27 protein-coding genes are annotated in these 25,664 nt (G+C 60.5%); 15 read left to right on the top strand and 12 right to left on the bottom strand.

Going from position 1 to position 25,664, the window contains the following annotated elements; all coding sequences use genetic code 11:
- Positions 1-226: 226 nt before the first annotated feature.
- Positions 227-733 (top strand): DUF421 domain-containing protein, encoded by a 507-nt coding sequence (locus tag KZO83_RS11170; protein WP_247620875.1) that lies wholly within the window; start codon positions 227-229, stop codon positions 731-733.
- Between the two features lie 7 nt (positions 734-740).
- Here KZO83_RS11170 and KZO83_RS11165 read toward each other — a convergent pair whose 3' ends face one another.
- The 3 genes from KZO83_RS11165 to ribA form a co-directional block, all read right to left on the bottom strand.
- Positions 741-2,591, bottom strand: coding sequence for an ABC transporter ATP-binding protein (locus tag KZO83_RS11165; protein WP_247620874.1), 1,851 nt, complete (start codon positions 2,589-2,591; stop codon positions 741-743).
- A gap of 32 nt (positions 2,592-2,623) precedes the next feature.
- On the bottom strand, positions 2,624-3,307 hold the full coding sequence (gene trhA, locus KZO83_RS11160) for a PAQR family membrane homeostasis protein TrhA (RefSeq protein WP_247620873.1): 684 nt from the start codon (positions 3,305-3,307) through the stop codon (positions 2,624-2,626).
- 77 nt (positions 3,308-3,384) lie between these two features.
- Positions 3,385-4,014, bottom strand: coding sequence for a GTP cyclohydrolase II (ribA, locus tag KZO83_RS11155; protein ID WP_075369116.1), 630 nt, complete (start codon positions 4,012-4,014; stop codon positions 3,385-3,387).
- A 221-nt stretch (positions 4,015-4,235) separates the two neighbouring features.
- Here ribA and hemE point away from each other — a divergent pair, with 221 nt between their 5' ends.
- From hemE to KZO83_RS11115, 8 genes are all read left to right on the top strand, one after another.
- Positions 4,236-5,297: a uroporphyrinogen decarboxylase gene (gene hemE / locus KZO83_RS11150; protein ID WP_247620872.1), complete on the top strand. Its 1,062-nt coding sequence runs from the start codon at positions 4,236-4,238 to the stop codon at positions 5,295-5,297.
- The gene (locus tag KZO83_RS11145) at positions 5,290-5,766 is read left to right on the top strand and encodes a thiol-disulfide oxidoreductase DCC family protein (RefSeq protein ID WP_247620871.1); all 477 of its coding nucleotides are present in this window, start codon (positions 5,290-5,292) and stop codon (positions 5,764-5,766) included. The genes hemE and KZO83_RS11145 overlap by 8 nt, the downstream gene beginning before the upstream one ends.
- 28 nt (positions 5,767-5,794) lie before the next feature.
- On the top strand, positions 5,795-6,163 hold the full coding sequence (locus KZO83_RS11140) for a VanZ family protein (RefSeq protein WP_247620870.1): 369 nt from the start codon (positions 5,795-5,797) through the stop codon (positions 6,161-6,163).
- A 78-nt stretch (positions 6,164-6,241) separates the two neighbouring features.
- Positions 6,242-7,105, top strand: a complete 864-nt coding sequence (speE, locus tag KZO83_RS11135) for a polyamine aminopropyltransferase (RefSeq protein ID WP_247620869.1) — start codon at positions 6,242-6,244, stop codon at positions 7,103-7,105.
- A gap of 124 nt (positions 7,106-7,229) precedes the next feature.
- Positions 7,230-8,258, top strand: a complete 1,029-nt coding sequence (locus tag KZO83_RS11130) for an amino acid ABC transporter substrate-binding protein (RefSeq protein WP_178998397.1) — start codon at positions 7,230-7,232, stop codon at positions 8,256-8,258.
- 81 nt (positions 8,259-8,339) lie between these two features.
- Positions 8,340-9,518: an amino acid ABC transporter permease gene (locus KZO83_RS11125; RefSeq protein WP_247620868.1), complete on the top strand. Its 1,179-nt coding sequence runs from the start codon at positions 8,340-8,342 to the stop codon at positions 9,516-9,518.
- 1 nt (position 9,519) lies between these two features.
- A complete protein-coding gene (locus KZO83_RS11120) occupies positions 9,520-10,629 on the top strand; it encodes an amino acid ABC transporter permease (protein ID WP_247620867.1) in 1,110 nt (369 codons plus the stop codon).
- Between the two features lie 84 nt (positions 10,630-10,713).
- Positions 10,714-11,442 (top strand): amino acid ABC transporter ATP-binding protein, encoded by a 729-nt coding sequence (locus KZO83_RS11115; RefSeq protein WP_075369131.1) that lies wholly within the window; start codon positions 10,714-10,716, stop codon positions 11,440-11,442.
- A 20-nt stretch (positions 11,443-11,462) separates the two neighbouring features.
- Here KZO83_RS11115 and KZO83_RS11110 read toward each other — a convergent pair whose 3' ends face one another.
- Entirely contained in the window at positions 11,463-11,927 is a 465-nt protein-coding gene (locus KZO83_RS11110) for a hypothetical protein (protein WP_075369122.1), read from the bottom strand.
- A 266-nt stretch (positions 11,928-12,193) separates the two neighbouring features.
- Between KZO83_RS11110 and KZO83_RS11105 the strand changes: the two genes are divergently transcribed.
- Positions 12,194-12,628 carry a host attachment protein gene (locus KZO83_RS11105; RefSeq protein WP_075369123.1) on the top strand — a complete coding sequence of 145 codons (435 nt, stop codon included), beginning with the start codon at positions 12,194-12,196 and terminating at the stop codon, positions 12,626-12,628.
- Between the two features lie 100 nt (positions 12,629-12,728).
- Positions 12,729-14,570 carry a methyl-accepting chemotaxis protein gene (locus KZO83_RS11100; protein WP_247620866.1) on the top strand — a complete coding sequence of 614 codons (1,842 nt, stop codon included), beginning with the start codon at positions 12,729-12,731 and terminating at the stop codon, positions 14,568-14,570.
- Between the two features lie 124 nt (positions 14,571-14,694).
- Here KZO83_RS11100 and KZO83_RS11095 read toward each other — a convergent pair whose 3' ends face one another.
- Genes KZO83_RS11095 through KZO83_RS11085 form a run of 3 tightly spaced genes read right to left on the bottom strand, consistent with a single transcriptional unit; the run spans position 14,695 to position 17,418 of the window.
- Positions 14,695-15,984: an ISL3-like element ISPpu12 family transposase gene (locus KZO83_RS11095; RefSeq protein ID WP_004574636.1), complete on the bottom strand. Its 1,290-nt coding sequence runs from the start codon at positions 15,982-15,984 to the stop codon at positions 14,695-14,697.
- A gap of 21 nt (positions 15,985-16,005) precedes the next feature.
- The gene (lspA, locus tag KZO83_RS11090; RefSeq protein WP_247620865.1) at positions 16,006-16,518 is read right to left on the bottom strand and encodes a signal peptidase II; all 513 of its coding nucleotides are present in this window, start codon (positions 16,516-16,518) and stop codon (positions 16,006-16,008) included.
- A gap of 3 nt (positions 16,519-16,521) precedes the next feature.
- Positions 16,522-17,418 carry a cation efflux transmembrane domain-containing protein gene (locus KZO83_RS11085; protein ID WP_004574643.1) on the bottom strand — a complete coding sequence of 299 codons (897 nt, stop codon included), beginning with the start codon at positions 17,416-17,418 and terminating at the stop codon, positions 16,522-16,524.
- 95 nt (positions 17,419-17,513) lie between these two features.
- Here KZO83_RS11085 and cadR point away from each other — a divergent pair, with 95 nt between their 5' ends.
- A complete protein-coding gene (cadR, locus tag KZO83_RS11080; RefSeq protein WP_004364961.1) occupies positions 17,514-17,921 on the top strand; it encodes a Cd(II)/Pb(II)-responsive transcriptional regulator in 408 nt (135 codons plus the stop codon).
- 94 nt (positions 17,922-18,015) lie between these two features.
- On the opposite strand, the gene KZO83_RS11075 is transcribed toward cadR, so the two are convergent.
- Positions 18,016-18,942: a LysR family transcriptional regulator gene (locus KZO83_RS11075; RefSeq protein WP_247620864.1), complete on the bottom strand. Its 927-nt coding sequence runs from the start codon at positions 18,940-18,942 to the stop codon at positions 18,016-18,018.
- A 159-nt stretch (positions 18,943-19,101) separates the two neighbouring features.
- Between KZO83_RS11075 and KZO83_RS11070 the strand changes: the two genes are divergently transcribed.
- Positions 19,102-19,878 (top strand): ferredoxin--NADP reductase, encoded by a 777-nt coding sequence (locus KZO83_RS11070; RefSeq protein ID WP_247620863.1) that lies wholly within the window; start codon positions 19,102-19,104, stop codon positions 19,876-19,878.
- A 67-nt stretch (positions 19,879-19,945) separates the two neighbouring features.
- Here KZO83_RS11070 and KZO83_RS11065 read toward each other — a convergent pair whose 3' ends face one another.
- The 3 genes from KZO83_RS11065 to KZO83_RS11055 all read right to left on the bottom strand — a co-directional run bounded on the left by KZO83_RS11065 (position 19,946) and on the right by KZO83_RS11055 (position 21,927).
- A complete protein-coding gene (locus tag KZO83_RS11065) occupies positions 19,946-20,344 on the bottom strand; it encodes a YkvA family protein (protein WP_246942131.1) in 399 nt (132 codons plus the stop codon).
- Between the two features lie 142 nt (positions 20,345-20,486).
- Positions 20,487-20,762 (bottom strand): hypothetical protein, encoded by a 276-nt coding sequence (locus KZO83_RS11060; protein WP_040240605.1) that lies wholly within the window; start codon positions 20,760-20,762, stop codon positions 20,487-20,489.
- Between the two features lie 94 nt (positions 20,763-20,856).
- Positions 20,857-21,927, bottom strand: a complete 1,071-nt coding sequence (locus KZO83_RS11055; RefSeq protein ID WP_247620862.1) for an EamA family transporter — start codon at positions 21,925-21,927, stop codon at positions 20,857-20,859.
- 231 nt (positions 21,928-22,158) lie between these two features.
- On the opposite strand from KZO83_RS11055, the gene KZO83_RS11050 reads away from it, so the two are divergent.
- A complete protein-coding gene (locus KZO83_RS11050) occupies positions 22,159-23,331 on the top strand; it encodes a D-alanyl-D-alanine carboxypeptidase (RefSeq protein ID WP_247620861.1) in 1,173 nt (390 codons plus the stop codon).
- A 16-nt stretch (positions 23,332-23,347) separates the two neighbouring features.
- Here the strand turns inward: KZO83_RS11050 and KZO83_RS11045 are convergent, their stop codons facing one another.
- Positions 23,348-24,061 carry a UTRA domain-containing protein gene (locus KZO83_RS11045; protein WP_247620860.1) on the bottom strand — a complete coding sequence of 238 codons (714 nt, stop codon included), beginning with the start codon at positions 24,059-24,061 and terminating at the stop codon, positions 23,348-23,350.
- 185 nt (positions 24,062-24,246) lie between these two features.
- Here KZO83_RS11045 and KZO83_RS11040 point away from each other — a divergent pair, with 185 nt between their 5' ends.
- Complete coding sequence (locus KZO83_RS11040; protein WP_247620859.1) at positions 24,247-25,662, top strand: amidase; 1,416 nt, start codon at positions 24,247-24,249, stop codon at positions 25,660-25,662.
- The last annotated feature ends 2 nt before the right edge of the window (positions 25,663-25,664 follow it).

Here is a 25,664-nt window from a genome sequence, read left to right as displayed (position 1 = left end):
AGTGATGTGCTATTAAAATAACACACGCTACTCGATGTCAACTCTCCGGGAAGGGGCGTGGGCTGGCAAACACGATTTTCGCTGCTTTGTTCTACGCTTCACATGCTGTGTGTGAACGTATTCAAGGGAAGAAAGGCCGCTCAGGGAGCCGGAAGGGGTGGTCGGAAGAGGATGGGCCGCCTACGCTGACAGGCTCTTTCACCCTTCCTTCCCGAGGAGTTCCATCATGCATCCGGTCGCGCACACGATCGTCGTCGGTATCATCAGTTATCTGGTCCTGATCGTCGTGATCCGACTTTCCGGCAAGCGCACGCTGTCGAAGTGGAACGCCTTCGATTTCGTCGTCACTATCTCGCTGGGGTCGACGCTTTCCACTGCGTTGGTCTCGACGCAGGTGTCGCTGGCGCAGAGCCTTACGGCGTTTGCGATCATCGTGCTGTTGCAGTTCGCCATCACGTTCTCCTCGGTGCGCTCGCCAAGGGTCAAGAACTTGGTCAAGTCGCAGCCGACATTGCTGCTGTACGCGGGTGAGTATCGCCATGCAGCGATGCGTCAGGAACGTGTGGTCGAGGCCGAGGTCATGGCGGCCATCCGAGAGAGCGGTATCGCCGACATCGAGAGCGTACACGCGGTGGTGCTGGAGACCGACGGCACCTTTAGTGTCATTCCCGAGGCCGGCAGCAATGACTCGGCACTCGACGGTGTTGAGGGCCTGCCGTCGTCACAGGGTTAGCGAGGGCTCAGGGCGTCTCGGTCGCCGCTACCTCACTCTCCAGGAAGCCGCCCGACTGGCGCCGCCACAGGCGTGCATAGAGGCCATCGTGGCGGATCAGCTCGGCGTGGCTGCCCTGCTCGACGATGCGTCCGTTCTCCATGACTACCAGGCGGTCCATGGCGGCGATCGTGGAGAGCCGGTGGGCGATGGCGATCACCGTCTTGCCTTTCATCAGTTGGTCGAGATTCTCTTGAATTGCCGCTTCGACGTCGGAGTCGAGTGCTGAGGTCGCTTCATCGAGAATCAGGATCGGCGCGTCCTTGAGCATCACGCGGGCGATGGCCAAGCGTTGGCGTTGCCCGCCGGAGAGCTTCACGCCGCGCTCGCCGACATGCGCGTCGAAACCGATGCGGCCCTGGGTATCGCGCAGTGACTCGATGAAGTCGGCGACATGTGCCCCGCGGGCCGCTTTCCAGGCCATCTCGTCGGTGGCATCCGGGCGCCCGTAAAGCAGGTTGTCGCGCACCGAGCGGTGCAGCAACGAGGTATCCTGGGTGACCATGCCGATCTGCGCGCGCAGGCTCTCCTGGGTTACCTCGGCGATGTTCTGGCCATCGATGCGGATCGCGCCACCTTCCAGCTCGTAGAATCGCAGCAGCAAATTGACCAGCGTTGACTTGCCGGCCCCCGAAGGGCCGATCAGCCCGATCTTCTCACCCGACTGAATGGCAAGCGACAACTCGTCGATGACACCGCTGCCCTTGCCGTAGTGAAAGCGAATCCGGTCGAAGACGATTTCCCCCTTCTCGACGTGCAGTGGCGGGGCGTTTTGCCGGTCCTCGATCTGGCGCGGCAACGAGAGTGTCGCCATGCCATCCTGAACCGTGCCGATATTCTCGAACAGCGCCGAGACTTCCCACATGATCCACTGCGACATGCCCCATAGACGCATCACCAAGCCCAGCGCCACGGCGACCGCGCCGACGCTGACTGCCTCGCCCAGCCATAGCTGAATCGATAGCCAACCGATGCTGAACAGTAACAGCGCATTGAGCAAATAGAGCAGGCCGTAAAGCCCCGTGACCAGACGCATCTGGCGATGCACGGTGACGAGGAAACCCTGCATGCCGTCCTTGGCGAACGCCGCTTCCCGCTGAGCGTGGGAGAATAGTTTGACGGTCTGGATGTTGCTGTAGCTGTCGACGATGCGACCCGTCATGCGCGAGCGGGCGTCGGCCTGGGACTTGGACACGCGTCCCATGATGGGCACGAAAATGCGCAGCAGTACGAGATAGCCGATCAACCAGGCAAGGAGCGGGAGCGCCAACCGCCAATCGGCATTGCCCACCAGGATCAGCGTGCCCAGGAAGTAGACGCTGACATAATTGAGCACATCGAATAGCTTGATCACGCACTCGCGAACGGCCAGCGACGTCTGCATCACCTTGGTAGCGATACGCCCCGCGAACTCGTCCTGATAGAAGCCCATCGACTGCCGCAGTAGATAGCGATGCGCCTGCCAGCGGATGCGCATGGGGAAATTGCCCATCAGCGTCTGCTGCTGAAATAGCGAATGCAGCCCCACCATGCCAGGCAGCAGCACCAGCACGATCAACGCCATGCCGGCCAGCTTCCAGCCTTGATCGGCGAGGAACGTCTCGCGATCCTGGGCCGCCAGCCAATCGACGATGTTGCCGAGAAAGCCGAACATCCATACTTCGATACCCGCAATCAGTGCCATCAATACCGTGGCGACCATCAGATAAGGCCAGGCGCCACGGGTATAATGCAGGCAGAAGGCGATCAGTGTGTCCGGTGGGCGTTGTGGCTCTTGGGGCGGAAAAGGGGCGAGACGGTTTTCGAACCAGCGGAACATGGCATTTCCTGGCAGGGCGACGCCGCCGCGATTTACGCCTGAAACGGCAGCACGGCGGTGTAGACGGCGAAGTAGTGACACACACTGCCACCCAAGACGAACAGGTGCCAGATGGCATGATGGAAGGGAATCGCACGGATCGCATAGAACACCACGCCCAGCGTGTAGGTGATGCCGCCTGCGACCAGCAGGGCGAGGCCGGGAGTATTGAGGCGGGCATCGAGTTCGCCGGCAGCCAGCACGATCATCCAGCCCATCAACAGGTAGATCCCTACGCGCAGAATGCTCAAACGATGCGGCCAGGCGATCTTCAGCGCGATGCCGCCTAGCGCGAGGCTCCAGATCGCCGCGAACAATGTCCAGCCCAAGGGGCCGCGCAAGTTGACCAGCAAGAAAGGCGTATAGGTGCCGGCGATCAACAGGTAGATCGCACAGTGATCGAATACCTGGAAAAGACGCTTGAGGCGCGCGCTACGCAGGCCGTGATAGAGCGTCGAGGCCGTGTACAGAAGCAACAGACAGATGCCGTAGAGGCTGACGCTGACGATCTTCCAGGGGTCGACCTCAGCCGCCAGGCTGGCTGCAACGATGAGCACGACCATGCCGGCAAGGCTGAGTACGGCGCCGATCCCATGGCTGATGCTATGCAGTGCTTCTTCGAGGCCGGAAAAAGGAGCGTCTTGTTCGGGCGACAAGGGTGGTGACTCATGTGACATGGCGAACTCCTGGACGTGGCACGGTGCGCTGATATCGAGACAACATGCGCATCAGTATAGTTCGTCAAATGGCAGCGTCAGCGTTCCCGGTCACCCTTGCGGGTGGGGGAAAAGTCATCCAGTGCCATCATGTGTCCGAGCTTGCCGACCTTAGTGGCCAGGTACTGCTCGTTGTGAGGGTTGCGACCGGCGGTGATCGCCAGGCGCTCGGCGACGCGCACGCCATCGCGCGTCAGGGCGTCGACCTTGCGCGGGTTGTTGGTCATCAACTTGAGCGCTTGCACGCCCAGGTGGTCGAGCATGGGCACGCAGAGGTCATAGCGCCGCATGTCGGCGCCGAAGCCCAGGTGCTCGTTGGCTTCTACGGTGTCGAAGCCCTGATCCTGAAGATGATAGGCGCGGATCTTGTTCAGCAAGCCGATGCCACGGCCTTCCTGGCGTAAGTAGAGCAGCACGCCGCGCCCTTCGTCGGCGATGCGCTTGAGTGCCTCCTGCAATTGGTAGCCGCAGTCGCAGCGCATCGAGAACAGGGCGTCCCCCGTCAAGCACTCCGAGTGCACGCGCCCTAGCACGGGCTCGGATGTCGAGACATCGCCCAGGGTCAAGGCAATATGTTCCTTGCCTGTCGCCTCGTCCTCGAAACCATGCATGGTGAAGGTGGCCCAAGGGGTAGGCAGTTGAGAGGCGGCGATGAAGCGAATCGTCACGATGAACCTCGGTGATGCACATTGCGGTGCGGAAAGGGGAAGCGTCCGGGGCGAACATTCTAGCAGGCCGTGACGCGGGGCTCATCCCGTGAGTGCCGTGCGCGGTCACTACGGGACAATACGTTGCTAGCAGGCTACTAAATGGGGATGCGTCACCGTGAATCAAGTCGCCGCGCTCGGCATTCGTTACAATGAGGGCAAAATCGATCTATGGAGCTGTCATGCCTTTGCAAAACGACCGTTTACTGCGCGCCTTGGCGCGTCAGCCGGTAGACCGCACGCCGGTATGGATGATGCGCCAGGCGGGCCGCTATCTCCCAGAATATCGCGACATCCGGGGTCAGGCCGGTAGCTTCATGAACCTGTGCCGCAATGCCGAGCAGGCGTGCGAGGTCACCATGCAGCCACTGCGTCGTTATTCGCTCGATGCGGCGATTCTGTTTTCCGATATCCTCACGATCCCCGACGCCATGGACCTGGGGCTCTACTTCGAAACGGGCGAAGGCCCCAAGTTTCGCAAGACAGTGCGCAGTGCCGACGATGTAGCTGCGCTGCGCGTGCCCGACGCCGAGCGCGATCTCGATTATGTGATGAACGCGGTACGCACCATTCGCCACGAGCTGGCGGACAGCGTGCCGTTGATCGGCTTTACGGGCAGCCCCTGGACGCTGGCCACCTATATGATCGAAGGCGGCTCGAGCAAGGATTTCCGGCACGCCAAGGCGCTGATGTACGGCGATCCCGCGGCGATGCACGCGCTGCTCGACAAGCTGGCGCGGTCGGTCACCGACTACCTCAACGCCCAGATTCGCGCCGGAGCCCAGGTCGTGCAGATCTTCGATACTTGGGGCGGGGTGCTGTCGACGCTGGCGTATCGCGAATTCTCGCTGGCCTATATGGCGCGCATCGTCGAGGGGCTGATCCGCGAACACGAGGGGCGCCACGTGCCGGTGATCTTGTTCACCAAGCAGGGCGGCCAGTGGCTGGAAACCATCGCCGACAGCGGTGCCGATGCCGTGGGCCTGGACTGGACCACCGAGCTGAGCGACGCGCGGGCCCGTGTGGGTGATCGTGTGGCGCTGCAGGGCAATCTCGATCCCAACGTGCTCTTTGCCTCGCCCCAGGCGATTCGCGATGAAGTGGCGCGCATTCTGGCCAGTTACGGCAGTGGGCCGGGGCATATCTTCAATCTGGGCCACGGCGTTAGCCAATTTACTGATCCCGATCATGTCGCTGCGTTCATCGATGCATTACATGAACTCAGTCCGCGCTATCATGGCTGAACGCGCCATGCTACTCGTGCTCGACGCCGAGTGCCCGTTGTGTCGGCGCGCGGCACACTTCGTGCTGCGCCACGCGCGGGCACCGGTGTACCTGGCGAGCTTGCACGAGGCGTCGGCGCGACGTTTGGGCGAGCACTTCGGGGCCGACCCCGGCCAGCTCGATAGCGTTTGGTTGGTACGCGGGGGCGAGCTGCACCGTGACAGCGCCGCGTTGTGGCGCCTGGCCCAAGGGCTTCAGTGGCCCTGGCGCGGCTTGGCGTCCCTACGGTGGTGCCCGCGTGCTTGGCGCGATGGTGTCTATCATGTCGTCGGCCGCTGGCGCCATCATCTGGCACCGGCGACCGACTGGTCGCAACAAGCGCGTGCGCGCTGGGTATCGCACCTGGATGAAACGACCTGTCGGCGGTTGGGGTTGCCGCTCACCTTGGTGGACGCTGATGCAGATGCCGTCCATGACTCCCCGTCATAACATGTCCCCGCCACAAGGAGCGTGAGCCATGTCCGTTTCTCTTCGCCTGCTTCGCGGGTCGTGCTTGGCGCTGGCCGCCATCAGCGTCGCCGTGATCGCCTGGGGTAGTCTGACGCCTGGTGCGGAAATGCCACAAAACCTGCCCTGGGATAAGTTCAACCATTTCATCGCTTATGGGGGGCTGGCGGCACTCATGCGGCTGGGTGGCCTGAGTGCGGTGGCGGCGCTTAGCTTAGCCATTGGCTGCGGCATCCTCATTGAGGGCCTGCAATTAGGCGTGCCGGGCCGTAGCGGCGCCGATTGGGCCGATGCGCTGGCCAATACGCTGGGGGCACTCGCTGCGGTGGGAGCCTGCCATTGGCTGCTGCCCAGGCGCTTTCTTGTCGCGCGCGGATAGGCTATGTTGCGCGACTTTCCATGAATGCGATTCCGGCCTCTCGAAGGGGCTTTGACGATAGCGATTACGAGGGTTCCCATGACCGAGCGTCTCGACCAGGGCTGGTTCACCGAAGTGTTCGACAGCCACGGCAGTGCTTTTTCACTCATGATCAAGGACAAGCTGCACGAGGTGCAAAGCCCCTATCAGCACCTGGAAGTCTACGCCACTGAGACCTACGGCAACTTGATGGTACTCGACGGCTGCGTGATGCTCAGCACGCGTGACAACTTCCTCTATCACGAGATGATCGCGCATCCGGCGCTGTTCTCTCACGCCGCACCCAAGCGCGTGGTGATCATCGGCGGCGGTGACTGCGGTACGCTGCGCGAGGTGCTCAAGCATCCTGATGTTGAAGAGGTCGTGCAGATCGACATCGACGAAGAGGTCACCCGGGCCTCGCAGCGTTACTTTCCCGAGCTGACGGCGTCCAACGACGACCCGCGTGCCACGCTCAAGTTCGAGGATGGCGTCAAGTGGGTCGAGAACGCGCCGGCAGGCAGCGTCGACGTCATGATTATCGATTCCACCGATCCAGTGGGCCCGGCGGAAGGACTTTTCGAGGCCGACTTCCTGGCGCGTTGTCACCGCTTGCTGGCCGACGGCGGTGTGCTGGTGCAGCAAAGCGAGTCACCGCTTTACCATACCGCCTCGATCATTCGTGAGCTGCGCGCCGACATGGAGCGCGCCGGCTTCGATAGCGTTGCCACGCTGCCGTTTCCGCAGCCGGTCTATCCTTCGGGCTGGTGGAGCGTCACGCTGGCCGGCAAGAATAACGACGTGACGCGCTTTCGCGAGACCGCTGCCGCTGCGGTGGAATTCCCGCTCGAGTACTACAGCATCGAGACCCATCGTGGTGCATTGACGCTGCCACCGTTCATGCGTCGTGCATTATTGGTGTGATGCGCAACGTGTGAAAAACGTTAAAGGTACGTGACTTAGGTATATTGGCTGTACTGGCAAGCTCTTTGCTAATGTGAGGCGTGGCTCTCGAACAAGCCATCACAATAACGCAAGGAGCTTCTGCATGTTGTACAAGAACAAGTTCATGGTTGCCGTTCCTGCCGCCCTACTGCTGGGAGGACTGGCAACGGCCTCCCAGGCGGCGACGCTCGATGATGTAAAGGAACGTGGCTCCCTCAACTGTGGGGTGAATGTCGGGCTGGCGGGGTTCTCGGCACCGGATTCCGATGGCAAGTGGCAAGGGCTCGATGTGGAAACCTGCCGAGGGATTGCCGCCGCTATCTTTGGCGACCCCGAGAAAGTCGAATTTACACCTTTGACCGCGAAGGAGCGCTTTACCGCGCTGCAGTCGGGCGAAATCGATGTCCTTTCGCGTAACACGACCTGGACGGCGACCCGCGACAACTCGCTGGGGTTGAACTTCACCGCCACGACCTTTTACGACGGCCAAGGGTTCATGGTGAGCAAGGATCTAGGCATTGAAAGCCTGGAAGACCTCAACGGCGCTTCCATCTGCATTCAGTCCGGCACCACGCACGAACTGAACCTGGCTGACTACTTCCCCTCGCGCGATATCGATATCAACACCGTGACGTTCGACACGCCCGACCAGACCGCCCAGGGGTTTGCCCACGGGCGCTGTGACGTTCTGACCTCGGATACCTCTCAGCTGAGCGCACTGCGTTTGCAGCTTCCCGAACCGGATAGCGTCGAGATCCTCGAGACGCTGATTTCCAAGGAACCGCTGGGCCCGGTGGTGCGCCAGGGTGACGACCAATGGCTGGATATCGTGCAGTGGACCATCTTCGCCATGGTCAACGCCGAGGAAATGGGCGTTAACAGCGACAACGTCGATGAGATGCGCGATAACCCGCCCAACCCCGGGGTGGCACGCCTGCTGGGCAAGGACGGCAACTATGGCGAGCAACTCGGCCTGCCCAACGACTGGGCGTACAACATCATCAAGGACGTCGGCAACTACGGAGAGGTCTTCTCCAGCACGGTGGGTGAGGATTCACCTCTGAAAATCCAGCGGGGCATGAACGCCCTGTGGAACGAAGGAGGGATCCTCTACGCGCCGCCGATCCGCTGATACGGTTCGTTAAGTACTTGGTTATAGCACCCCGCATGATCTGCGGGGTGCCTTCTTGTGTCAGCGTATTAGAGGATCGACATGTCGCGTTCTCCTTCCGGCGATCGGGTTGCGTTGTGGCGTAATCCGACGTTTCGTGCCTATGTACTACAAGGTGTGTTATTAGCGGCGTTAGCGGCGTTAATTGGTTTTATCGTCGCCAATACGATGGCCAACCTCGAAGCGCGAGGAATTTCCACGGGCTTTGGTTTCCTCGATGAGCGAGCGGGCTTCTCCATACCGCAGACGCTGATCGAGTACTCGGGCGATAGCACCTATGGGCGTACCTTCGTCGTGGGCCTGCTCAATACCCTATTGGTCTCGGCATTGGGTATCGTGGTAGCGACGATCATTGGCTTCGCGGTAGGGATTGCCAGGCTGTCGTCGAACTGGTTGTTAGCGCGCCTAGCGACTGCCTACGTGGAAATCTTTCGTAACATCCCTCTGCTGGTCCAGATCCTGTTCTGGTATTTCGCGGTACTGCAGGCACTGCCCAGCCCGCGTCAAAGTCTCAGCCTGCTGGAAGTCATCTTCATCAATGTGCGCGGTTTGGTCATTCCCGATCCGCAACCACTCAGCGGGTTCGCGGCGACTCCCTGGGCTCTTCTCGTGGGCCTTATCGCGGCAATTGCGCTAGGTGTCTATGCGAAACGTCGTCAGGTCCGCACTGGCAAGGCTTTGCCAATCTATTGGTTGGGAGCGGGCTTGATCATCGGTACGCCGTTATTGGTATTCCTGCTTACAGGGACGCCACTCGAATGGTCCATTCCCGAGCTGACAGGCTTCAATTTCAGCGGAGGCGTGCGGATCCTGCCTGAGCTGGTCGCTTTATGGCTGGCCTTGTCGATCTACACGGCTGCATTCATTGCCGAGATCGTGCGCTCGGGCATCCAGTCGGTTCCCGACGGGCAAGTCGAGGCGGCCAATGCGCTGAGCCTGCCGGGCGGTATTACCTTGCGCAAGGTGGTGATTCCCCAGGCGATGCGCGTCATCGTGCCGCAACTGACGAGCCAGTATCTGAATCTCATCAAGAACTCTTCGTTGGCCACGGCGATCGGTTATCCCGACTTGGTGGCTGTCTTCTCGGGCACGACCCTCAATCAGACCGGACAGGCCATCGAGATCGTTGCCATGACCATGGCCGTGTATCTGGTGATCAGCCTGGTGGTATCGGCACTGATGAATGTTTATAACGCGCGTACGTTGCTCAAGGAGCGTTGAGATGGCCGGTGAATCCATGCGTGATGTGATGATTGAAGCGCGGCGTCCACCGAATGCGCACCGGGGCGTCGTGAAGTGGCTACAGCGCAATCTGTTTAACGGCCCTATCAATAGCGTGGTGTCGGTGATCACCATTGGTGTATTGCTATGGGCATTGTGGCCTTTCGTGCAATGGGCCTTGATTCAGGCCGACTGGCTCGGTGACTCGCGTCAGGCATGCAGTGGCGAAGGCGCCTGCTGGGTATTCATCAGCGCACGGTTCGAGTCGATCATCTACGGCTTCTACCCTGAAGCAGCGCGCTGGCGGGTAGATATCGTCTTCGCGTTGATGGCCGGACTGCTTGCCTGGTTGGCGATTCCTAGAATCCCGGGCAAACGCTGGGCCGCGATCATCGCAGTGGTCGGCTTTCCGATAGCGGCGTATGTCCTGCTTCTGGGGGGCCATTTCGGGCTAATGCACGTCTCGACCCGTAATTGGGGCGGGCTCATGTTGACCCTGACCGTGGCCACGATCGGTATCGTCGGTTCGTTACCGATCGGGATCGTACTGGCCTTGGGGCGGCGTTCGAACATGCCGCTGGTCAGGGCGGTGAGCGTCGTTTTCATTGAATTCTGGCGCGGCGTGCCGCTCATCACCGTGTTGTTCATGGCCTCGGTGATGTTGCCACTGTTCGTGCCGACCGAGGTCGAGTTCGACAAGCTCCTGCGCGCCCTGGTGGGGATCATGCTGTTCTGGAGTGCCTATATGGCGGAAGTCATCCGAGGCGGGCTACAGGCGATTCCCAGTGGGCAGGACGAAGCGGGTAAGGCGCTGGGGCTCGGGTATTGGCATCGTATGGGACTGATCGTATTGCCTCAGGCCTTGAAGTTGGTCATCCCGGGGATCGTCAATACCTTCATTGCGCTGTTCAAGGATACCTCGCTGGTCTTGATCATCGGGCTGTTCGATCTGCTGGCGATCATCCGCGCGGGCCTGACCGATAGTGATTGGCTGGGCTTTGCCACTGAGGGGTATGTGTTTGCCGCGCTGGTGTTCTGGGTGTTCTGTTTCAGCATGTCGCGTTATAGCCAGTACATCGAGAAGCGCCTACAGACCGGCCACACGAACTGAACCACAACGACGAAACCAATAACGATAACGCCAAGGAACTTCATCATGAACGAAGCGACTGCTACCTCTCACGGCGACACGCCGATGATCGAGATGACGGGGCTCAACAAGTGGTACGGCGATTTTCACGTTCTGCGCGATATCGACCTGACGGTGAAACGTGGCGAGCGAATCGTCGTGTGCGGCCCCTCGGGGTCGGGCAAGTCGACGTTGATTCGTTGCATCAATCATCTCGAAACTCACCAGCAAGGCGAGATCGTGGTCAATGGCGTGCCCATGACTCAGGACGTCAAGCGCATTGAGCAGATTCGCCGCAACGTCGGCATGGTGTTCCAGCACTTCAACCTGTTTCCGCACCTCAGCGTGCTGGAGAACTGCTGCCTGTCACAGACGTGGGTGCAGAAGAAACCGCGCGCCGAGGCCCACAAGACCGCGATGGAGTATCTGGAGCGCGTACAGATCGCCGATCAAGCGTACAAGTACCCGGGGCAATTGTCGGGAGGGCAACAGCAGCGCGTGGCGATCGCGCGGGCGCTTTGCATGCGCCCCGAAGTGATGCTGTTCGACGAGCCGACGTCGGCGCTCGACCCTGAAATGATCAAGGAAGTGCTCGATGTCATGGTCGAGCTGGCCCGCGAAGGCATGACCATGCTCTGCGTCACGCACGAGATGGGGTTTGCCAAGACCGTGGCCGATCGCGTCATCTTCATGGACCAGGGACAGATTATCGAAGAAGCGCCGCCGGAGACGTTCTTCAATAACCCGCGTTCCGAGCGCACCAAGCTGTTCCTCAGCCAAATTCTCGGTCACTAGCGGGACGACATGCTCAATCGCTAGAGGCTGGGTTCCTGACGTTGGGAGGGAGAGGTGGGCTGGCGTTTTGCAGTGGCTGGTTGGCGGGGCTGCGCCACGCGCGCTTGGCCCACCACGCCTTCATCGGGGTCGAGCGGCTTCGCCGTGCCGATCCAGGCCTGTTCTGGGTCGTGCATGGCCGGGCGCCGGTCGATGGCGCGCGTCATTACGTCGCCGGGGGCAAAACCGCCTCGGCGTGCCTGCATGTGATGAGGCACCATCCATAACTCGGCGAACAGGCGCACCAACGCCATCGCGAGTAGCAGCACGCCCCCGCCGAGCGCTAGCATCGGCCAGCTTGCCTGCCACGATAGCCCGTTTGCCGCCGGTGAATGGCGCCATAGCCACGCGCCGCCGGCCAATAGCAGGCCGACTTGCAGCACACAATGAGAAAAGATCAACGTCCGTCGCGGTAGTGGGCGACGCATCAAGATAAAATCGCGCATGTCGCTCTCCTTGGCAGATAGCGCTCTTAGCCGGTGATTCCTGTCCAGCGACGCGATGTTAGCAGGTTTGCGTCAAGCGTGAACCTGTTGCTGCCATGCCACGCGGATGTCGCGGCGCACCGACGCCTGTCGCGAGGTTGACAGAAATACGCTGGGTTTCGATGCTTGGAGGGTCGCCGTTCGCGCGAAAAGGCGGCTGGACATCAACGGTGCAGGAGGCACCGTTGTCCCGAGATGCCGGTGAACCCCCGATCAAGGAGTCAGACATGAACAAACGTTATATCGTGACTGCCAATGCCTCGCGTGCGCGTGTTTTTGCGCATCAAGCCGGCGTGGTTCGTGAAGTCGATACGTTGATTCATCCCGAGGGCCGTTTGCATACCGGCGATCTGCGTACGGGTGGAAAAGGCGAGTCCGACGATGCGGTATCGCATTCACCGCATCAGTCCGGCAGTGACGATGCCACGATGGAAAAGCATGCCGCGTTCTTCGCCAAGGAAGTCGCCGACTATCTCCGCCAGGCGCGCACTCAAGGGAAAGCCGATGAGTTCATCATCGCCGCCGCGCCGCACTTCTTGGGCCTGATTCGTCAGAAACTCGACAAACCGACCCAGGCTTGCGTCATCCATACCTTGGATAAGGACCTATCGAGTGCCGATGAGGAAGAGTTGGCCAAGAAGTTTCGCCCGCCTCTCAATTGATGTGAAATTTCGAATCAATATGAATAAGCGTCTCGCTTAAAGTTTTTTCCATGAGTGCCGTTAATCAAAGGAGGCATCCCCCAACGATAGGCACTCATTAATGTTCACATCGTTTCGCACCCGGATCATGGTGGCCTGCGTCGCCATGATCCTGGTCGCCTTGGCCGCGACCGGCGGCGTCAGTTACTGGCTGGTGAGTCAGCATCAGCGCACGACCAATATCGATACGCTGAGCGCCGTGGCGCGCGGCCATGTCGATGCAATCGAAGACTGGGCCGTGAGCAAGAAGCGCCTGACCGAGGCGCTGCCCCCGGCGCTCGAGAACGACGACTTCGTTCCTGCCTTGCAGCAGACCGCCGCGGCCGGCGGCTTCAGTCAGGTCTATGTCGGCCTGCCGGACAAGCGCTTGATCACCAACGATAACTGGCAGCCTCCCGAGGATTACGATCCCACCCAGCGCCCCTGGTATCAATCGGCCGTGGAAACCGGCGATACGGTGGTCAGTCCGCCTTATCTGGACATGGTGACCGACAGCCTGGTGGTCGCGTTCGCCACGCCGGTCATTGAGGACGGTGAGGCCCAGGCTGTGATCGGCGCCGATGTTAGCCTGGCTGACGTGACTGAAAACGTGACCTCGATTCATCCCACCGATGCCAGCTTCGCGCTGCTGGTCAACCGCGACAGCGATATCATCGCCTATCGTGATGCCGACCTGGCTTTGGAGCCAGCAACGACGCTGGACGATAGCCTGACACCGGAATGGCTGGACACGCTGGCGCGCGAGGGGAGCCCCAAAGAAGCCACCATCAATGGCCGCGAGGTCCTGTTGTATGCTGTGACAGTGCCGGAAACCGACTGGCGCTTGATCATCGCGTTGGACCTCGCCGAAGCCAACGCCGGCGTGCAAGGCGTGCTGCATTCCACGCTCATCGCGATGGTCTTGTCCGGCCTGATTGCCGCCTTGCTGCTGTGGGCGCTACTTTCCCCCGTCTTCCGGCGCCTGCGCTTGGCGCGTGATGCCATGTTCGATATCGCCTCCGGCGAAGGCGATCTAACACGAAGGCTCGAGATCGACGGCCGCGACGAAGTGGCGCAAATCGCCCAAGGCTTCAATGGCTTCGCCGATGCCGTCAACGACGTACTGCTCGCAGTCCGTGCCAGCAGTACCTCGGTGAGCGAGGCCTCCAGCGAAATCGCCCACGGCAGCCAGGATCTCTCGCGACGTACCGAACAGGCGGCTTCCAGCTTGCAGGAAACGTCTACTGCCATGGAGCAGATTGCCAGCACGGTGGAAAATACCGCGCATTCTGCCAATCAGGCCGACCAACTCTCCCAAGAGGCAACCACTGCGGCCAATCATGGTGGGGAGATCGCACGCAAGGCGGTCGATACCATGGAAGAGGTCAATGCCCAGACGACGCAGATTTCCGATATCGTGCGCTTGATCGACGAGATTGCCTTCCAGACCAACCTTCTCGCGCTCAATGCCTCGGTCGAGGCGGCGCGCGCTGGCGAGCAGGGTCGCGGTTTCGCGGTGGTCGCCAATGAGGTGCGCCAACTGGCGAGCCGCTCGGCCTCGGCGGCTGATGATATCAAGAAGCTGATTGACGCCTCGGTGACCCAGACCCGCGAGGGGACCGACATGGTGCGCATGGCGGGTGACAGCATGCAGGAAATCGTCACTGCCGTGGCGCGGGTCTCCGACGTCCTCGCCGAGATCAATGCTGCCACGCAGGAGCAAAGCCAAGGCGTGACCCAAGTCAACCAGGCCGTCAATGACCTGGATCAAATGACCCAGCACAACGCCTCGATGGTCGAGGAATCCACCGTCGCCGCCGAGCAGATGCGTGACCAAGCCTCGCGTCTAGCCGAGGTCGTGGGCCGTTTCAGCCTGCGCGAGGACGGGCACTCGCAGACACGCCCGGCGTTGACCAAGTCCTAGGCCACGCAATCTCTCCACTTCTTTCCACCACGGCCCATCGGCATACGCCGGTGGGCTTTTTTGATTGGGTATACGGATTTAATGGTTGATGGGGCACCTTCACCCCATCAATCTGATACCACCCTCAGATGGTTGATAGATCGACTCCGTAGTTGAGTTCCTCTGCGAAGTCCGGCAGTCCGTAACCGATGGTTTTCTTGTAGAAAGGAGAGACCTTCGCAGTCGGTGCCTTCTTCTTGTGCTTCGTGGTGTAGAGCATTCGTGCCCGCATCACCTCGAAGGAGTAACCGCGCCCTTCACGGTTCTTGTCCTTGGCCAGTCGGTTGATGGACTCCGTGTAAGCGTTGGTGACGGGCATGTCCGTCTCGAAGTAGGTCATGGTCTCTTCGCGCCAGTTTCCCACTGCCCTGACCAGATCGCTCCAGACTTCCTTTTGGCCCTTCGGGATGGTGGCTATCCACTCGTCCAGGGCGGCTTCTGCCTGGAGCCGTGTGGTGGCGTCCCAGATGCCGTAGAAGCGCTCCTTGTGCTCGTAGGCGGCCAGCAGTTGCGGGAACGCGCCTGTCCAGGTCTCCATGATGAGGCGCTCCCGGTCTGAGACTTCGTGAGCGCGTTTCAGCAGGATTTTCCGGTCTCCCTTGAGAGTCCGGCTCTGGGACGGTTTCAGCTCCTTTCTGAGGCCCTTGCGCACTCTCTCTAGGGCATCGTTGGCCATGCGCACCACATGGAACTTATCGACCACGATACGGGCCTGGGGCAGCACAGCCTTGACCGCTGCCCGGTAGGGGTTCCACATGTCCATGCTGACGATCTCGACCTTCTGCCGGTCTTTCAGCTTCATCAGGTAGTTGGTCACCACGTCCTGGCGGCGGGTGGCCAGCAGGTCGAGCAGGGTTCGCTCCTCAATGTTGGTCAGAATGCAGCGGTAGCGCTTGTTCAGGTATAGCTCGTCAATGCCCAGGATGCGGGGCGTCTCGAAGCGGTGCCAGCGCCCCAGGAACTCGGCGCGGGCGTTGAAGATGTCGCGCACCGTCTTCTCGTCCAGGCCGGTCTGTGCCGCCACAAAGGTGTAGGGGTGGTTGAAGGATTCCTTCTCCACGTACTCATGCAGCCGCAGTGTCATACGGAATCCGTCCACCATCTCCGGTAGCTGGGGCCTGAATGTTGTCTTGCAGGCCCGGCAGGTGTATCGGCGGCGGACCACCCAGAGAGTGACCCGCTTGCCGTGGATAGGCAGATCACGATAGGGAACGTCACGCTTGCCGAACCGTACGAACTCACCCTGCACGCCGCATTCCTCGCAGGCGATGGGATCGGGCACGTCCACCTGGAAGTGCATTTCGTCGTCGGTTGATTTGCAGCCCAGTACTTGGTATTGCGGCAGGTGAAGGATGTTGTCGGGAAGTTCGGTCATGGTGTTGTATAGGCGTAGGTGTCAGTCAGATCCATCCGGCTCGGCATTGGTGTCTGCTTTTTTACCCAACAAGCTGCTGGAAACGAAAAGTAAGGCACCGAGGACAATTGCAATATCAGCCAGGTTGAAGGCCGGCCAATGCCAGTCTCGCCAATAGAAATCAAAGGAATCCACAACATAGCCGCGAAAGACCCGGTCAATCAGGTTGCCCATGGCGCCACCGAGGATAAGACTGTAAGCGATGGCTTCTCCTTTATGACGATTTTCAAGGATCAGCTTGATCAGAAAAATCGAGACCACTACCGCGATTCCGATAAAAAAGTAGCGCTGCCAGCCTCCACCATTCGCAAAAAGACTGAATGCGGCACCGGTGTTCCATAGGTGCACCCAGTTAAAGAACGGGGTCACCGAAACATACTCGCCATAGGCCATTGATTGCTGCACCAGCCACTTTACAGCCTGATCAGACGCTGCCAGCAGGCCCGATATGGACAATAGGGCATACGGCGAGAGCTTTTTGCCAATAATGAGCATTATTTAACCCTTCAACGCCAAAATGCGTCTGGCACCGTTAAGTACAATGCCCCCCGCGATGGTGCCGATAATCAGATCCGGATAATTGGAACCGGTCCACGCGACCAGGGCGCCGGCGGTGATGACCCCCAGGTTGATCACCACGTCGTTGGCCGAGAATATCCAGCTTGCCTTCATGTGCGCCCCGCCTTCCCGATGTTTGGATATGAGCAGCAGACAACTGGTATTGGCAATCAATGCGACGAATGCGATAGCCATCATCACCAGCGATTCAGGCTCACTACCGAATACAAAGCGTCTCACCACCTCTACGAGCACGCCCACAGCCAAGATCAGTTGCAGTACACCAGCAAGATGCGCGGCACGTACCTGCATTTTCACGCTATGTCCAACCGCATAAAGGGCAAGCCCGTACACCGCCGCATCGGCAAAATTGTCCAGGGATTCTCCAATCAGGCCGGTGGACTGGGCGATCAGACCGGCAGTCATTTCCACCACGAACAGAAGTGCATTGATGCCGAGCAACCAGCGCAGGGTCCCGGATTCTTGCTTAGCAGAAGCTGCCGAAAACTCGGCGGCCTTGATGGTCTCCGGATTTGCAGCGACGGTTTCCTGAAGCGAGGCGCCTAGCCCCAAGGTCTTCAGTTTCGAGGTGACGGGCTCGACCTCGCCGTCATGCACGACCTTCAGCCGGCGGTTCGACAAGTCGAAGGACAGCGCCCGAATCTCCTCAAAGCCGTTCAGGGCTAGGCGAATCATTCGTTCTTCTGATGGACAGTCCATCTTCGGCACGGCATAAACACTGACCCATCTCCCTGGCGCCTCGGAGGAGGCCTGTATATCGGTATCCGCTGCGGACGTTGCATCACCGCCACAGGCGCCACCACAGGATTTGCTCATGATACGACTCCACTTGAACAATGTTGTGGTACCATTTAAAACTATAAAGCTACTATAAGGTCAATAGAGTAAAGAATCCGTTGGGGAGGAGGCTGATGCGCATTGGTCAGTTGGCGCAGTTGGTAGGGGTCGAAACACAGACGATCCGCTTCTATGAACAGCAGGGCTTGTTGCCGCCGCCTGATCGGCAGGACAACGGTTACCGTGTCTATACCGAGAAGCATGGTGAGGGGCTGGCCTTCATCCGTCGCTGCAGAATCCTGGGCCTGTCACTGGCTGAGATTCACGAACTACAGAGCTATCAGGACGACCCTCATCAGCCTTGTACCGCCGTCAACGCCTTGCTCGATGATCACATCTCTCATGTGCGGTCGCAGATAACCGCTCTGCAAGCGCTTGAGAAACAACTCGTTTCACTGAGAGCGAGTTGCAACGATGACCGGGAAGTTGAGGCGTGTGGGGTTCTTGCTGGAATTAGCGAAGGAAACATGCACCAGCAGTAGGTGAAGCATCAACCAGATAATCCGATGAGATGCCGGTCTGTCTCACTCTCATGCAAAGGTAAGATCAACCATTTAATCCGCTTACCCTTTTGATTTAAGGCACGGCTGGCAGGTCGATGTCGTCGCTGCGCTGGACGCCGGCGGTCATCTCGCGGCACAGGCGCAAGAATTCGCGCATGGCGGTGGTCAGGTATTTGTGGCGATGCCAGATGAAGGTGAACTGACGCGTCAGGTCGAGTTCAGGGGTGGCGATGGGCACCAGGCTACCGCGCCGAAAGGCGTCGCGCAGGGCCAGGTGCGAAACACAGCCGATGCCGAGTCCCGATTCCACCGCGCGCTTGATGGCCTCGGTATGCTCCAGCTCAAGCAGTACGTTGAGCCGGCCACGCCGGTGGCGCATTGCTTGATCCAGCGTACGCCGCGTTCCCGAGCCCTCCTCACGCATGATCCAATCCTCGCCCATCAGCGTTTCCAGATCCGCTTGGCCGGCGTTGGCCAGAGGGTGCCGCGGCGAACAAAAGACCGTGAGTTCGTCCTCGACCCAGGGTTGCATGACGATGTCATCGTGTTGGCAGTCGCCCTCAATCAGCCCCAAGTCCAGGTCATGATGGGTGATGCGGTCGACGATGGAGGCCGTGTTGCGCACGTGCAGGCGCACCCGGCTCCCGGGGTGGCGGCGCATGAAGTCGCTGATCAGCAGGGTGGCGAGGTAATTGCCGATGGTCAGCGTCGCGCCGACGTCCAGCGAGCCGATGCCGCGCTGACCCTTGAGTAGCTCCTCGATTTCCTCACCGCGGTCGAGCAGGGCCACGGCCTTGGGCAGGAGTTGAAAGCCCAGCGCATTGAGCTTGAGCCGCTTGCCGATGCGGTCGAGCAACTGGCAATCGAATTGGCGCTCCAGCTCCGCGAGGGCGGTGCTGGTGGCGGACTGCGACATCGCCAGGCGCTGTGCCGCGCGAGACACGCTTTCATGCTGCGCGATGGCGACGAAGACTTCGAGTTGGCGCAGTGTGTAACGCATGGCGCTCTCCTGGCGGTTTCATCGGCCGCCCTATATCGGCCAGGTAGATAACCGATATCCATATAATTCATTTAACAGATATATTGGCGCAGTCTTATAATTAGCGCAACTTCCATTTCAGCAGTTAATGCTTTCCGGTTATAAGTTAAGGAGCGTCTCGTGAGTAAACTGGCACTTGAAGAAGTTCTCAGCGTTCATCACTGGAACGATACGCTGTTCAGTTTCCGCACCACGCGTGAGCGTAGCCTGCGCTTCAAGAACGGCCAGTTCGTGATGATCGGTCTGGAAGCTGACAGCAAGCCGCTGCTGCGGGCCTACTCGGTGGCCAGCCCCAATTACGAGGATCATCTTGAGTTCTTCAGCATCAAGGTACCCGATGGCCCACTGACTTCGCGTTTGCAGCATCTAAAGGTCGGCGATCAGATCATGGTCAGTCGCAAGCCTACCGGTACGCTGGTCGTCGATGACCTGTTGCCGGGTCGCAATTTATACCTGCTGTCCACTGGCACCGGCCTGGCGCCGTTCATGAGCCTGATCCAGGATCCGGAAGTCTACGAACGTTTCGAGAAGATCGTGCTGATCCACGGCGTGCGTACCGTCAGCGAGCTGGCCTACGCCGACTTCATCACCCAGGATCTGCCGGCTCACGAGTACCTGGGCGAGGAGATCAGCGAGAAGCTGGTCTACTATCCCACGGTAACGCGTGAAGAGTTTCACACCATGGGGCGCCTGACCGATCATATCCGCAGCGGTAAGCTCTTTGCCGATACCGGTCTCCCCGAGCTCGACCCCAAGCAAGACCGCGCGATGATCTGCGGCAGCCCGGCGATGCTCGACGACACCAGCGCCATGCTCGACGAATTGGGCTTCAACATCTCGCCGCGCATGGGTGAGCCCGGCGACTACGTCATCGAGCGTGCCTTCGTCGAGAAGTGATCGACGGCAGTGTTCCGGCGTGACACGAGAAGCCTCTGACATCGTCAGGGGCTTTTGCTATGGGCACTCACAACCATTTGGGCATGGCCTGTTCGGCGCGGGCCTTGACGTCGTCATCGATGTAGACCGACACCGCGATCAGCGCGGCACCGAGCACGCTGGCGTCATCGACGTAACCGCCGGCGGGAATCAGGTCGGGAATTGCGTCCAACGGCGAGATGAAATATCCCAGTGCACCGAAGATCGTGGTCTTCGCCCATACCGGAACATCGGGACGCTGCAGCACAAAGTAGAGCTGGAGCGCTCGTCGCGTAACCTCACGGCCAGCTCGGCGCCCGTAGCGGGTGATCTTGTGCCAGAAACGCTGCTCCTGGAACGTGTCCGCGTATGCCACCGCTTCTCCCGGCACCACATCGGTGGTGTCGGGCAGCGGTGTCTCTTCGATGGGGTCATGGCGTGGCGTCATACACGCTCCTCGCGACTAGGGTAGGCATCTTCAATGGTAGCGGGTCGATCAGGCCAGGGCGGGATTCATCATGATCTAGGCGGCCTGAACTATGGGAGCGTGTCGCTCCCATAACTTCTGACAACGCATTATCCCACGGGTATTACGACTTGGCGCCACCTTGGAAAGCGATATCCAGTGAGATAGCGGTATCCTTGGGCACATTGACCACACTCAAGGCGTGTTGCGTCATATCGCGGCGCAGTGCTTCGTATTCTTCGCCACCCGCCATGCGTAGCTCCTCGAGCTGATGCTCGGTGACTTCTTGGCTGCCGAGGTAGTTCTTGGCAGTCTTGCGCAGGGCATCCCCCGTCTCGCCACCTGCGATCATGTGGAAGTCGTCGGTGTCCATGCCGGCGTTTTCGATGATGATTTCCATTTCGTCATCTCCTCGTCGTGAGTAAAGCGCGACACCTTTATGTGCCGTGCCCCTTCAAGATAGGTGCCATGCCGGGACGAGCTCAAGCGTTTCCTCACCATGCCACGAGCGCCAGCCCCCCGAGCATGAAGGCGATGGCGCCGAGTCGTAACGGAGTGAGGCGTTCCCGGAACCAGTAACCGGCGGCTAGAACGCCGAGGGGAATCGAGAGCTGGCGCAGGGCGACGACGTGGCTGACGTCGGCACTGGTGGACATGGCGATCAACACCAGTCCGTAGGTGCCGAGGATCATGGCACCCGTCAGCCAGGCACGACGCGCGGCGGGGGAGCGGTGCAGCCGTCGTGCCGCGTGACGCTCGTTGGGCAATGCGCGTACGAGTGGCCACATCCACAACCAGGTGGTCATGGCTTGCAGCACCATGTAGTGCAGTCCGGCTTGTAGCGGGGTATAGCCGTGCGCGGTCATCAAGCCCAGGGCGTGCTTGTCGATCACCGAGTATCCGGTAGTGCCGACGGCAGCGAGCAATACGAAGCCCAGTGCAGGGGTGAGGTAACGCGACAGGCGGAAGGCGTGCCAGTGGGGCAAGGGCATGACCAGTGCGCTGGCGGCGATCAATGCCATGCCGAGGATGTCCCCGCCATTAAGCGTGCTTGTGGTAAGCCATGGGAGTGCGACGGCGGGCACGAGCAGAACTGGCAGGGCGCGTGCCAGAGGATAGAGAAGACTTACCTCACCGCGTGCATAAGCCCAGGCGAGACCGCCCATGTAGAGCGCCTGGCACGCTCCCGTGGCGATGAGCCAACCCCAGAAGACATCGGGCAGCCGCAACGGAGAAGGCCCCCAGAACAGGAGCGGCGCATACAGCATGCTGCCGGCTGCCATGGCGCGGGCGAAAAACGCCAGCGATGGTTCACCGCGCTTGCCGAGCAGGTTCCAGCCAGCATGGAGCACTGCGGAAACGACGATCAAGGCAATGGCAAGTGCGCTCAGCGTGGGTCTCCGGGCAGGTTCAAGGGGCGTTAAGTGCGATGACTTCTTTCTGGTATATACCAGATGAATGATGCCATCTTCCACTACGCCTGGCGTGATCGCAACCGAGCGCTCGCGTCGCCATGGGAGGGCATGGGAGCCATCATCGCGTGACGAATGTTTGCGAAATGTCACGAATGGTGCCCAAAATGCCTATAGGGGCTGTACAGAGCGCGTCTCTCGCTCATAATCCCTATGTCATTGCGCTTTGTGGCGTCGCCATAACAAATGTCGCGGTAAATGTTACGAGTGGACCCACGAGGGGTTCCTCCTTCAAGGACATAACAAATGACGTCCCCGTTTCCTCATAGATCGCGTGCGGTCTCCGCGCTGCTCATTTTAATCGCCCTCGTGATGGCGTTGTGCATGCTCCCTGCAGCCCAGGCGGCACCCAACCCGCGTTATGCCTCCATCGTCATCGATACCCAGAGCGGTGCCGTACTGCATGCCGCCAACGCCGATGCGACGCGTTATCCGGCGTCATTGACCAAAATGATGACGCTTTACTTGCTGTTCGAGGCGCTCGAGGACGACACGCTGAGCATGGATTCGCGCCTGCCCGTATCGCAGCATGCCGCCGCGAAACCGCCGTCCAAAATGGGCGTGAGGCCCGGGGAGACGGTGAAGGTGGAAGATGCCATCAATATCCTGGTGGTCAAATCTGCCAACGATGTGGCGGCGGTGGTAGCCGAGGGGCTGGCGGGTAGCGAGTCCACCTTCGCTGGACAGATGACCGACAAGGCGCGCGCCTTGGGCATGATGCATACAACATTTCGCAATGCCTCGGGACTTCCCGATGACCGACAAGTCACCACCGCGCGTGATATGGCGATTCTCGCGCTGCGCCTGATGCAAGACTTCCCGAGTTATTATCCGGTGTTCGCCAAGACCGAGTTCACGTGGCAAGGGAGACGCTACAAAGGGCACAACCGGCTGCTCGACAACTATGCCGGCACCGATGGCCTCAAGACGGGCTATATTCGCGCCTCGGGCTTCAATGTAGCGACTTCCGCGGTACATGATGGGCGTCGTCTGCTATCCGTGGTCATGGGTGGTTTTACCGCCCAGTCGCGCGATGCCCATATGAGCGAGCTGCTCGATCGTGGCTTCGCCCGCGCCGAGTCGGTCGCGCAGGGTGATTGGATCGCGAAGGCGGACATTTACGGGGACCGCTTGCAGGCCACCCCAACGAGTGATCCTGCGCCCACGCCTGCCGATGACCCGATTCGTGACTTGATCGCCCAGGCGGCATATGAGCACGGTGACGCTAGAACAGCGGCCGATAAGGCCGGCGCCTGGGCCGTGCAAGTGGGCGCGTTCAGCGACCGTACCCGGGCGCGTCGGCAGGCCGACCAGGCTGCCGAATTCCTGCCTGCCGATCTCGACGGTCGCGTGGCGGTATCATCGGTGCAAGGCGATGGGGGAATCTTTCGGGCACAGTTGGTGGACCTTGAGGAAACCCAGGCGCGTCGTGGGTGCCGGCAGCTGGCACGCGAGGGAGTGGACTGCGTCGTGGTCGCCATGGGCGCCGGACAATAAGGCGTCCCGGCGCGCCTCACGGTATGGCCACCTCCACGCGCAGGCAGATGGCATCGTGTAGCCAGTAATCCTCATCATACTCGAGGGCGCGACCCTCGCGGTCATGCGTGACGCGTGTCACGCAAAGGCCGGCGCAGCCACTGTGTACGCCGAGCGCCTCGGCTTCGTCGCCGGTCAGTGCGGTGGGGTAGAGCCGCAGCGACTTGCGCGCCAATACCAGGCCGTACTCTTCCCATAGGCGCTGCCACAGCGACGTCGAGAAATCGCCCTCGGCGAGGCCTGGCAAAAGATCGTCGCGCAACCAGATACGCTCCAACAATACCGCCCTGCCATCGATGTAGCGACGCCGTTTCACATGCAAAACGGCTTGCCCGCAGATAATGCCGAGTGCTTGTGCCGCCCCTTCAGGGGCCGGTTGGCGCCGCACGTCCAATACTTCGGTATGCGGATGCCGTCCTTGCGCACTCACGTACTGGTCAAAACTTTGATCATGATTCGGCGAATATTCCACGCGCCTTGGCGAGACGAACCAGCCGCGCCGGTTGCGACGATGGATAAGCCCCTCGCTTTCCAGTTGGGTCAACGCCTGGCGCAGCGTGACACGCGTCGTCGCGAAGCGCTCGGCCAGGCGGCGCTCGCCGGGCAAGCGGCTCGCGGGTGGCAACTCGCCCGTCTCGATCAACGTCACCAGGCGGTCGCGCAGCTGTAGATAGAATGGATTTTCGGGCATTAATGTTTCCTGGCCGGCGCAAACATAGGCCAATGATAAGCATTGGCACGAAGCGTGCCCATGGTGCTTGATGGCGTGGAAGCAACATCGACATGCCGCGTCGCGTTGCCCTGCAGAAGTGTCGCGTCTAGCCTAGGGAGGCAAACCAATGAACGTCATTCACCAAACAAGGATGTGAGGGTGTTATGCAAGAAACCGACCTGGGCATGATGGATGCGGGGCAGCTGACGGCACTGTTTCGGTCCGGCGAGGCCTCGCCGCTGGAAGCTGCGCGTGCTGCGCTTGCGCGTATCGAGCGCTTCAACGATGCGGTCAACGCTTATGTGTACATCGACCACGAGGGCGCCGAGCAGGCCGCCAAGGCTTCGGCGCGCCGCTGGGGGCAGGGCAAGCCGCTGAGCCCCATCGACGGCGTGCCGGTGTCGATGAAAGATTTGACCGAAGTGGCCGGCATGCCAGCCCGTGATGGCTCGTTGACCACGTCGAATGCGCCCTGCGAAAGCGACGCGCCGCCGGCGCGCATGCTGCGTGAAGCGGGCGCGATTTTTCTGGGCAAGACCAATACGCCGGAGTTCGGCTGGAAGGCCGTCACCGATAATCGCGTGTTTGGGGCCACCTACAATCCTTGGGATACGCGCCTCACGCCGGGCGGGTCGTCAGGCGGCGCGGCGGCCGCAGCCGCGCTCAACATGGGCGTGTTGCACCAGGGCGGGGACTCAGGCGGCTCGATCCGCATTCCCGCCGCGTTTACCGGCGTGTTCGGCTTCAAGCCGACCTTCGGCTGGACGCCGCAATGGCCACCCGCCACGGAGCCGACGCTCTCGCATATCGGTCCGTTGACGCGCAACGTGCCCGACGCCGCGCGCATGCTCAATGTGATCGGACGCTACGACTATCACGACCCCTACGCCACGCGCGGCCAGCCTGATGACTGGGGCGTGGACATGGACTGCGATCTGCGCGGCTTGCGCATCGCCTACTCGCCGGATCTCGGCTATGCCCAGGTCGACCCGCAGATCGCCGCCCGTGTGCGCGAGGCGGCCGAGAAGCTTCAGGCGTTAGGCGCCGAGGTCGAAGAGGTTCACCCCGGCTTCGAGTCGCCGATCGAGATCTTCCAGAAGATATGGTTCACCGCCTCGTTGGAGGTCTGGTCGCGGTCCACCGAGCACGAACGCACCCTGCTCGACCCAGGGCTGGTGACCAATGCACGTCTCGCTGAACGCTGGAGTGCGCTGGATTTCTTCCGCGCTCTTGAGGCGCGTGCGCGGCTGACGCAGCGGCTCGAGCATTTCAATCAGAAATATCACCTGCTGATGACGCCGTCGGTGTCGGTGTCACCGTTCGAGGCCAATCACGAAGTCCCGCCGGGCAGCGGCATGCAGGATTGGGAAGAATGGGCGCCGTTCTCGTACCCCTTCAATCTCAGCCAGCAACCTGCCGCTTCCGTGCCCTGTGGCTTCACCGACACGGGCATGCCGGTGGGATTCCAGCTCGCGGGGGGTAAGTTCGACGATATCCGCGTGCTGCGTGCCTGTCATGCCTTCATGCAAGCGCATCCACCGCGTTTCCCCACCGTGCCCGACCCCGCCCAGACGGGCTGAGC

Origin of the sequence: Chromohalobacter moromii, from assembly GCF_023091865.1 — a bacterium.
GTDB classification, from domain to species: domain Bacteria; phylum Pseudomonadota; class Gammaproteobacteria; order Pseudomonadales; family Halomonadaceae; genus Chromohalobacter; species Chromohalobacter moromii.
The sequence above is the reverse complement of the archived record's forward strand: the minus strand, read 5'-3'. Positions and strand labels throughout refer to the sequence as shown.

What these genes read in the sequence shown, in the direction of transcription:
- KZO83_RS11110 (WP_075369122.1), bottom strand. Translation starts at nt 11,927, where the DNA reads ATGCGCGATTTTATCTTGATGCGTCGCCCACTACCGCGACGGACGTTG.
- KZO83_RS11060 (WP_040240605.1), bottom strand. Translation starts at nt 20,762, where the DNA reads ATGGAAATCATCATCGAAAACGCCGGCATGGACACCGACGACTTCCAC.
- speE (WP_247620869.1), top strand. Translation starts at nt 6,242, where the DNA reads ATGACCGAGCGTCTCGACCAGGGCTGGTTCACCGAAGTGTTCGACAGC.
- KZO83_RS11045 (WP_247620860.1), bottom strand. Translation starts at nt 24,061, where the DNA reads ATGCCCGAAAATCCATTCTATCTACAGCTGCGCGACCGCCTGGTGACG.
- KZO83_RS11085 (WP_004574643.1), bottom strand. Translation starts at nt 17,418, where the DNA reads ATGAGCAAATCCTGTGGTGGCGCCTGTGGCGGTGATGCAACGTCCGCA.
- KZO83_RS11075 (WP_247620864.1), bottom strand. Translation starts at nt 18,942, where the DNA reads ATGCGTTACACACTGCGCCAACTCGAAGTCTTCGTCGCCATCGCGCAG.
- KZO83_RS11095 (WP_004574636.1), bottom strand. Translation starts at nt 15,984, where the DNA reads ATGACCGAACTTCCCGACAACATCCTTCACCTGCCGCAATACCAAGTA.
- KZO83_RS11170 (WP_247620875.1), top strand. Translation starts at nt 227, where the DNA reads ATGCATCCGGTCGCGCACACGATCGTCGTCGGTATCATCAGTTATCTG.
- KZO83_RS11140 (WP_247620870.1), top strand. Translation starts at nt 5,795, where the DNA reads ATGTCCGTTTCTCTTCGCCTGCTTCGCGGGTCGTGCTTGGCGCTGGCC.
- lspA (WP_247620865.1), bottom strand. Translation starts at nt 16,518, where the DNA reads ATGCTCATTATTGGCAAAAAGCTCTCGCCGTATGCCCTATTGTCCATA.
- trhA (WP_247620873.1), bottom strand. Translation starts at nt 3,307, where the DNA reads ATGTCACATGAGTCACCACCCTTGTCGCCCGAACAAGACGCTCCTTTT.
- hemE (WP_247620872.1), top strand. Translation starts at nt 4,236, where the DNA reads ATGCCTTTGCAAAACGACCGTTTACTGCGCGCCTTGGCGCGTCAGCCG.
- KZO83_RS11125 (WP_247620868.1), top strand. Translation starts at nt 8,340, where the DNA reads ATGTCGCGTTCTCCTTCCGGCGATCGGGTTGCGTTGTGGCGTAATCCG.
- KZO83_RS11130 (WP_178998397.1), top strand. Translation starts at nt 7,230, where the DNA reads ATGTTGTACAAGAACAAGTTCATGGTTGCCGTTCCTGCCGCCCTACTG.
- KZO83_RS11040 (WP_247620859.1), top strand. Translation starts at nt 24,247, where the DNA reads ATGCAAGAAACCGACCTGGGCATGATGGATGCGGGGCAGCTGACGGCA.
- KZO83_RS11145 (WP_247620871.1), top strand. Translation starts at nt 5,290, where the DNA reads ATGGCTGAACGCGCCATGCTACTCGTGCTCGACGCCGAGTGCCCGTTG.
- KZO83_RS11100 (WP_247620866.1), top strand. Translation starts at nt 12,729, where the DNA reads ATGTTCACATCGTTTCGCACCCGGATCATGGTGGCCTGCGTCGCCATG.
- KZO83_RS11065 (WP_246942131.1), bottom strand. Translation starts at nt 20,344, where the DNA reads ATGACGCCACGCCATGACCCCATCGAAGAGACACCGCTGCCCGACACC.
- KZO83_RS11165 (WP_247620874.1), bottom strand. Translation starts at nt 2,591, where the DNA reads ATGTTCCGCTGGTTCGAAAACCGTCTCGCCCCTTTTCCGCCCCAAGAG.
- KZO83_RS11050 (WP_247620861.1), top strand. Translation starts at nt 22,159, where the DNA reads ATGCTCCCTGCAGCCCAGGCGGCACCCAACCCGCGTTATGCCTCCATC.
- KZO83_RS11120 (WP_247620867.1), top strand. Translation starts at nt 9,520, where the DNA reads ATGGCCGGTGAATCCATGCGTGATGTGATGATTGAAGCGCGGCGTCCA.
- KZO83_RS11105 (WP_075369123.1), top strand. Translation starts at nt 12,194, where the DNA reads ATGAACAAACGTTATATCGTGACTGCCAATGCCTCGCGTGCGCGTGTT.
- cadR (WP_004364961.1), top strand. Translation starts at nt 17,514, where the DNA reads ATGCGCATTGGTCAGTTGGCGCAGTTGGTAGGGGTCGAAACACAGACG.
- KZO83_RS11115 (WP_075369131.1), top strand. Translation starts at nt 10,714, where the DNA reads ATGATCGAGATGACGGGGCTCAACAAGTGGTACGGCGATTTTCACGTT.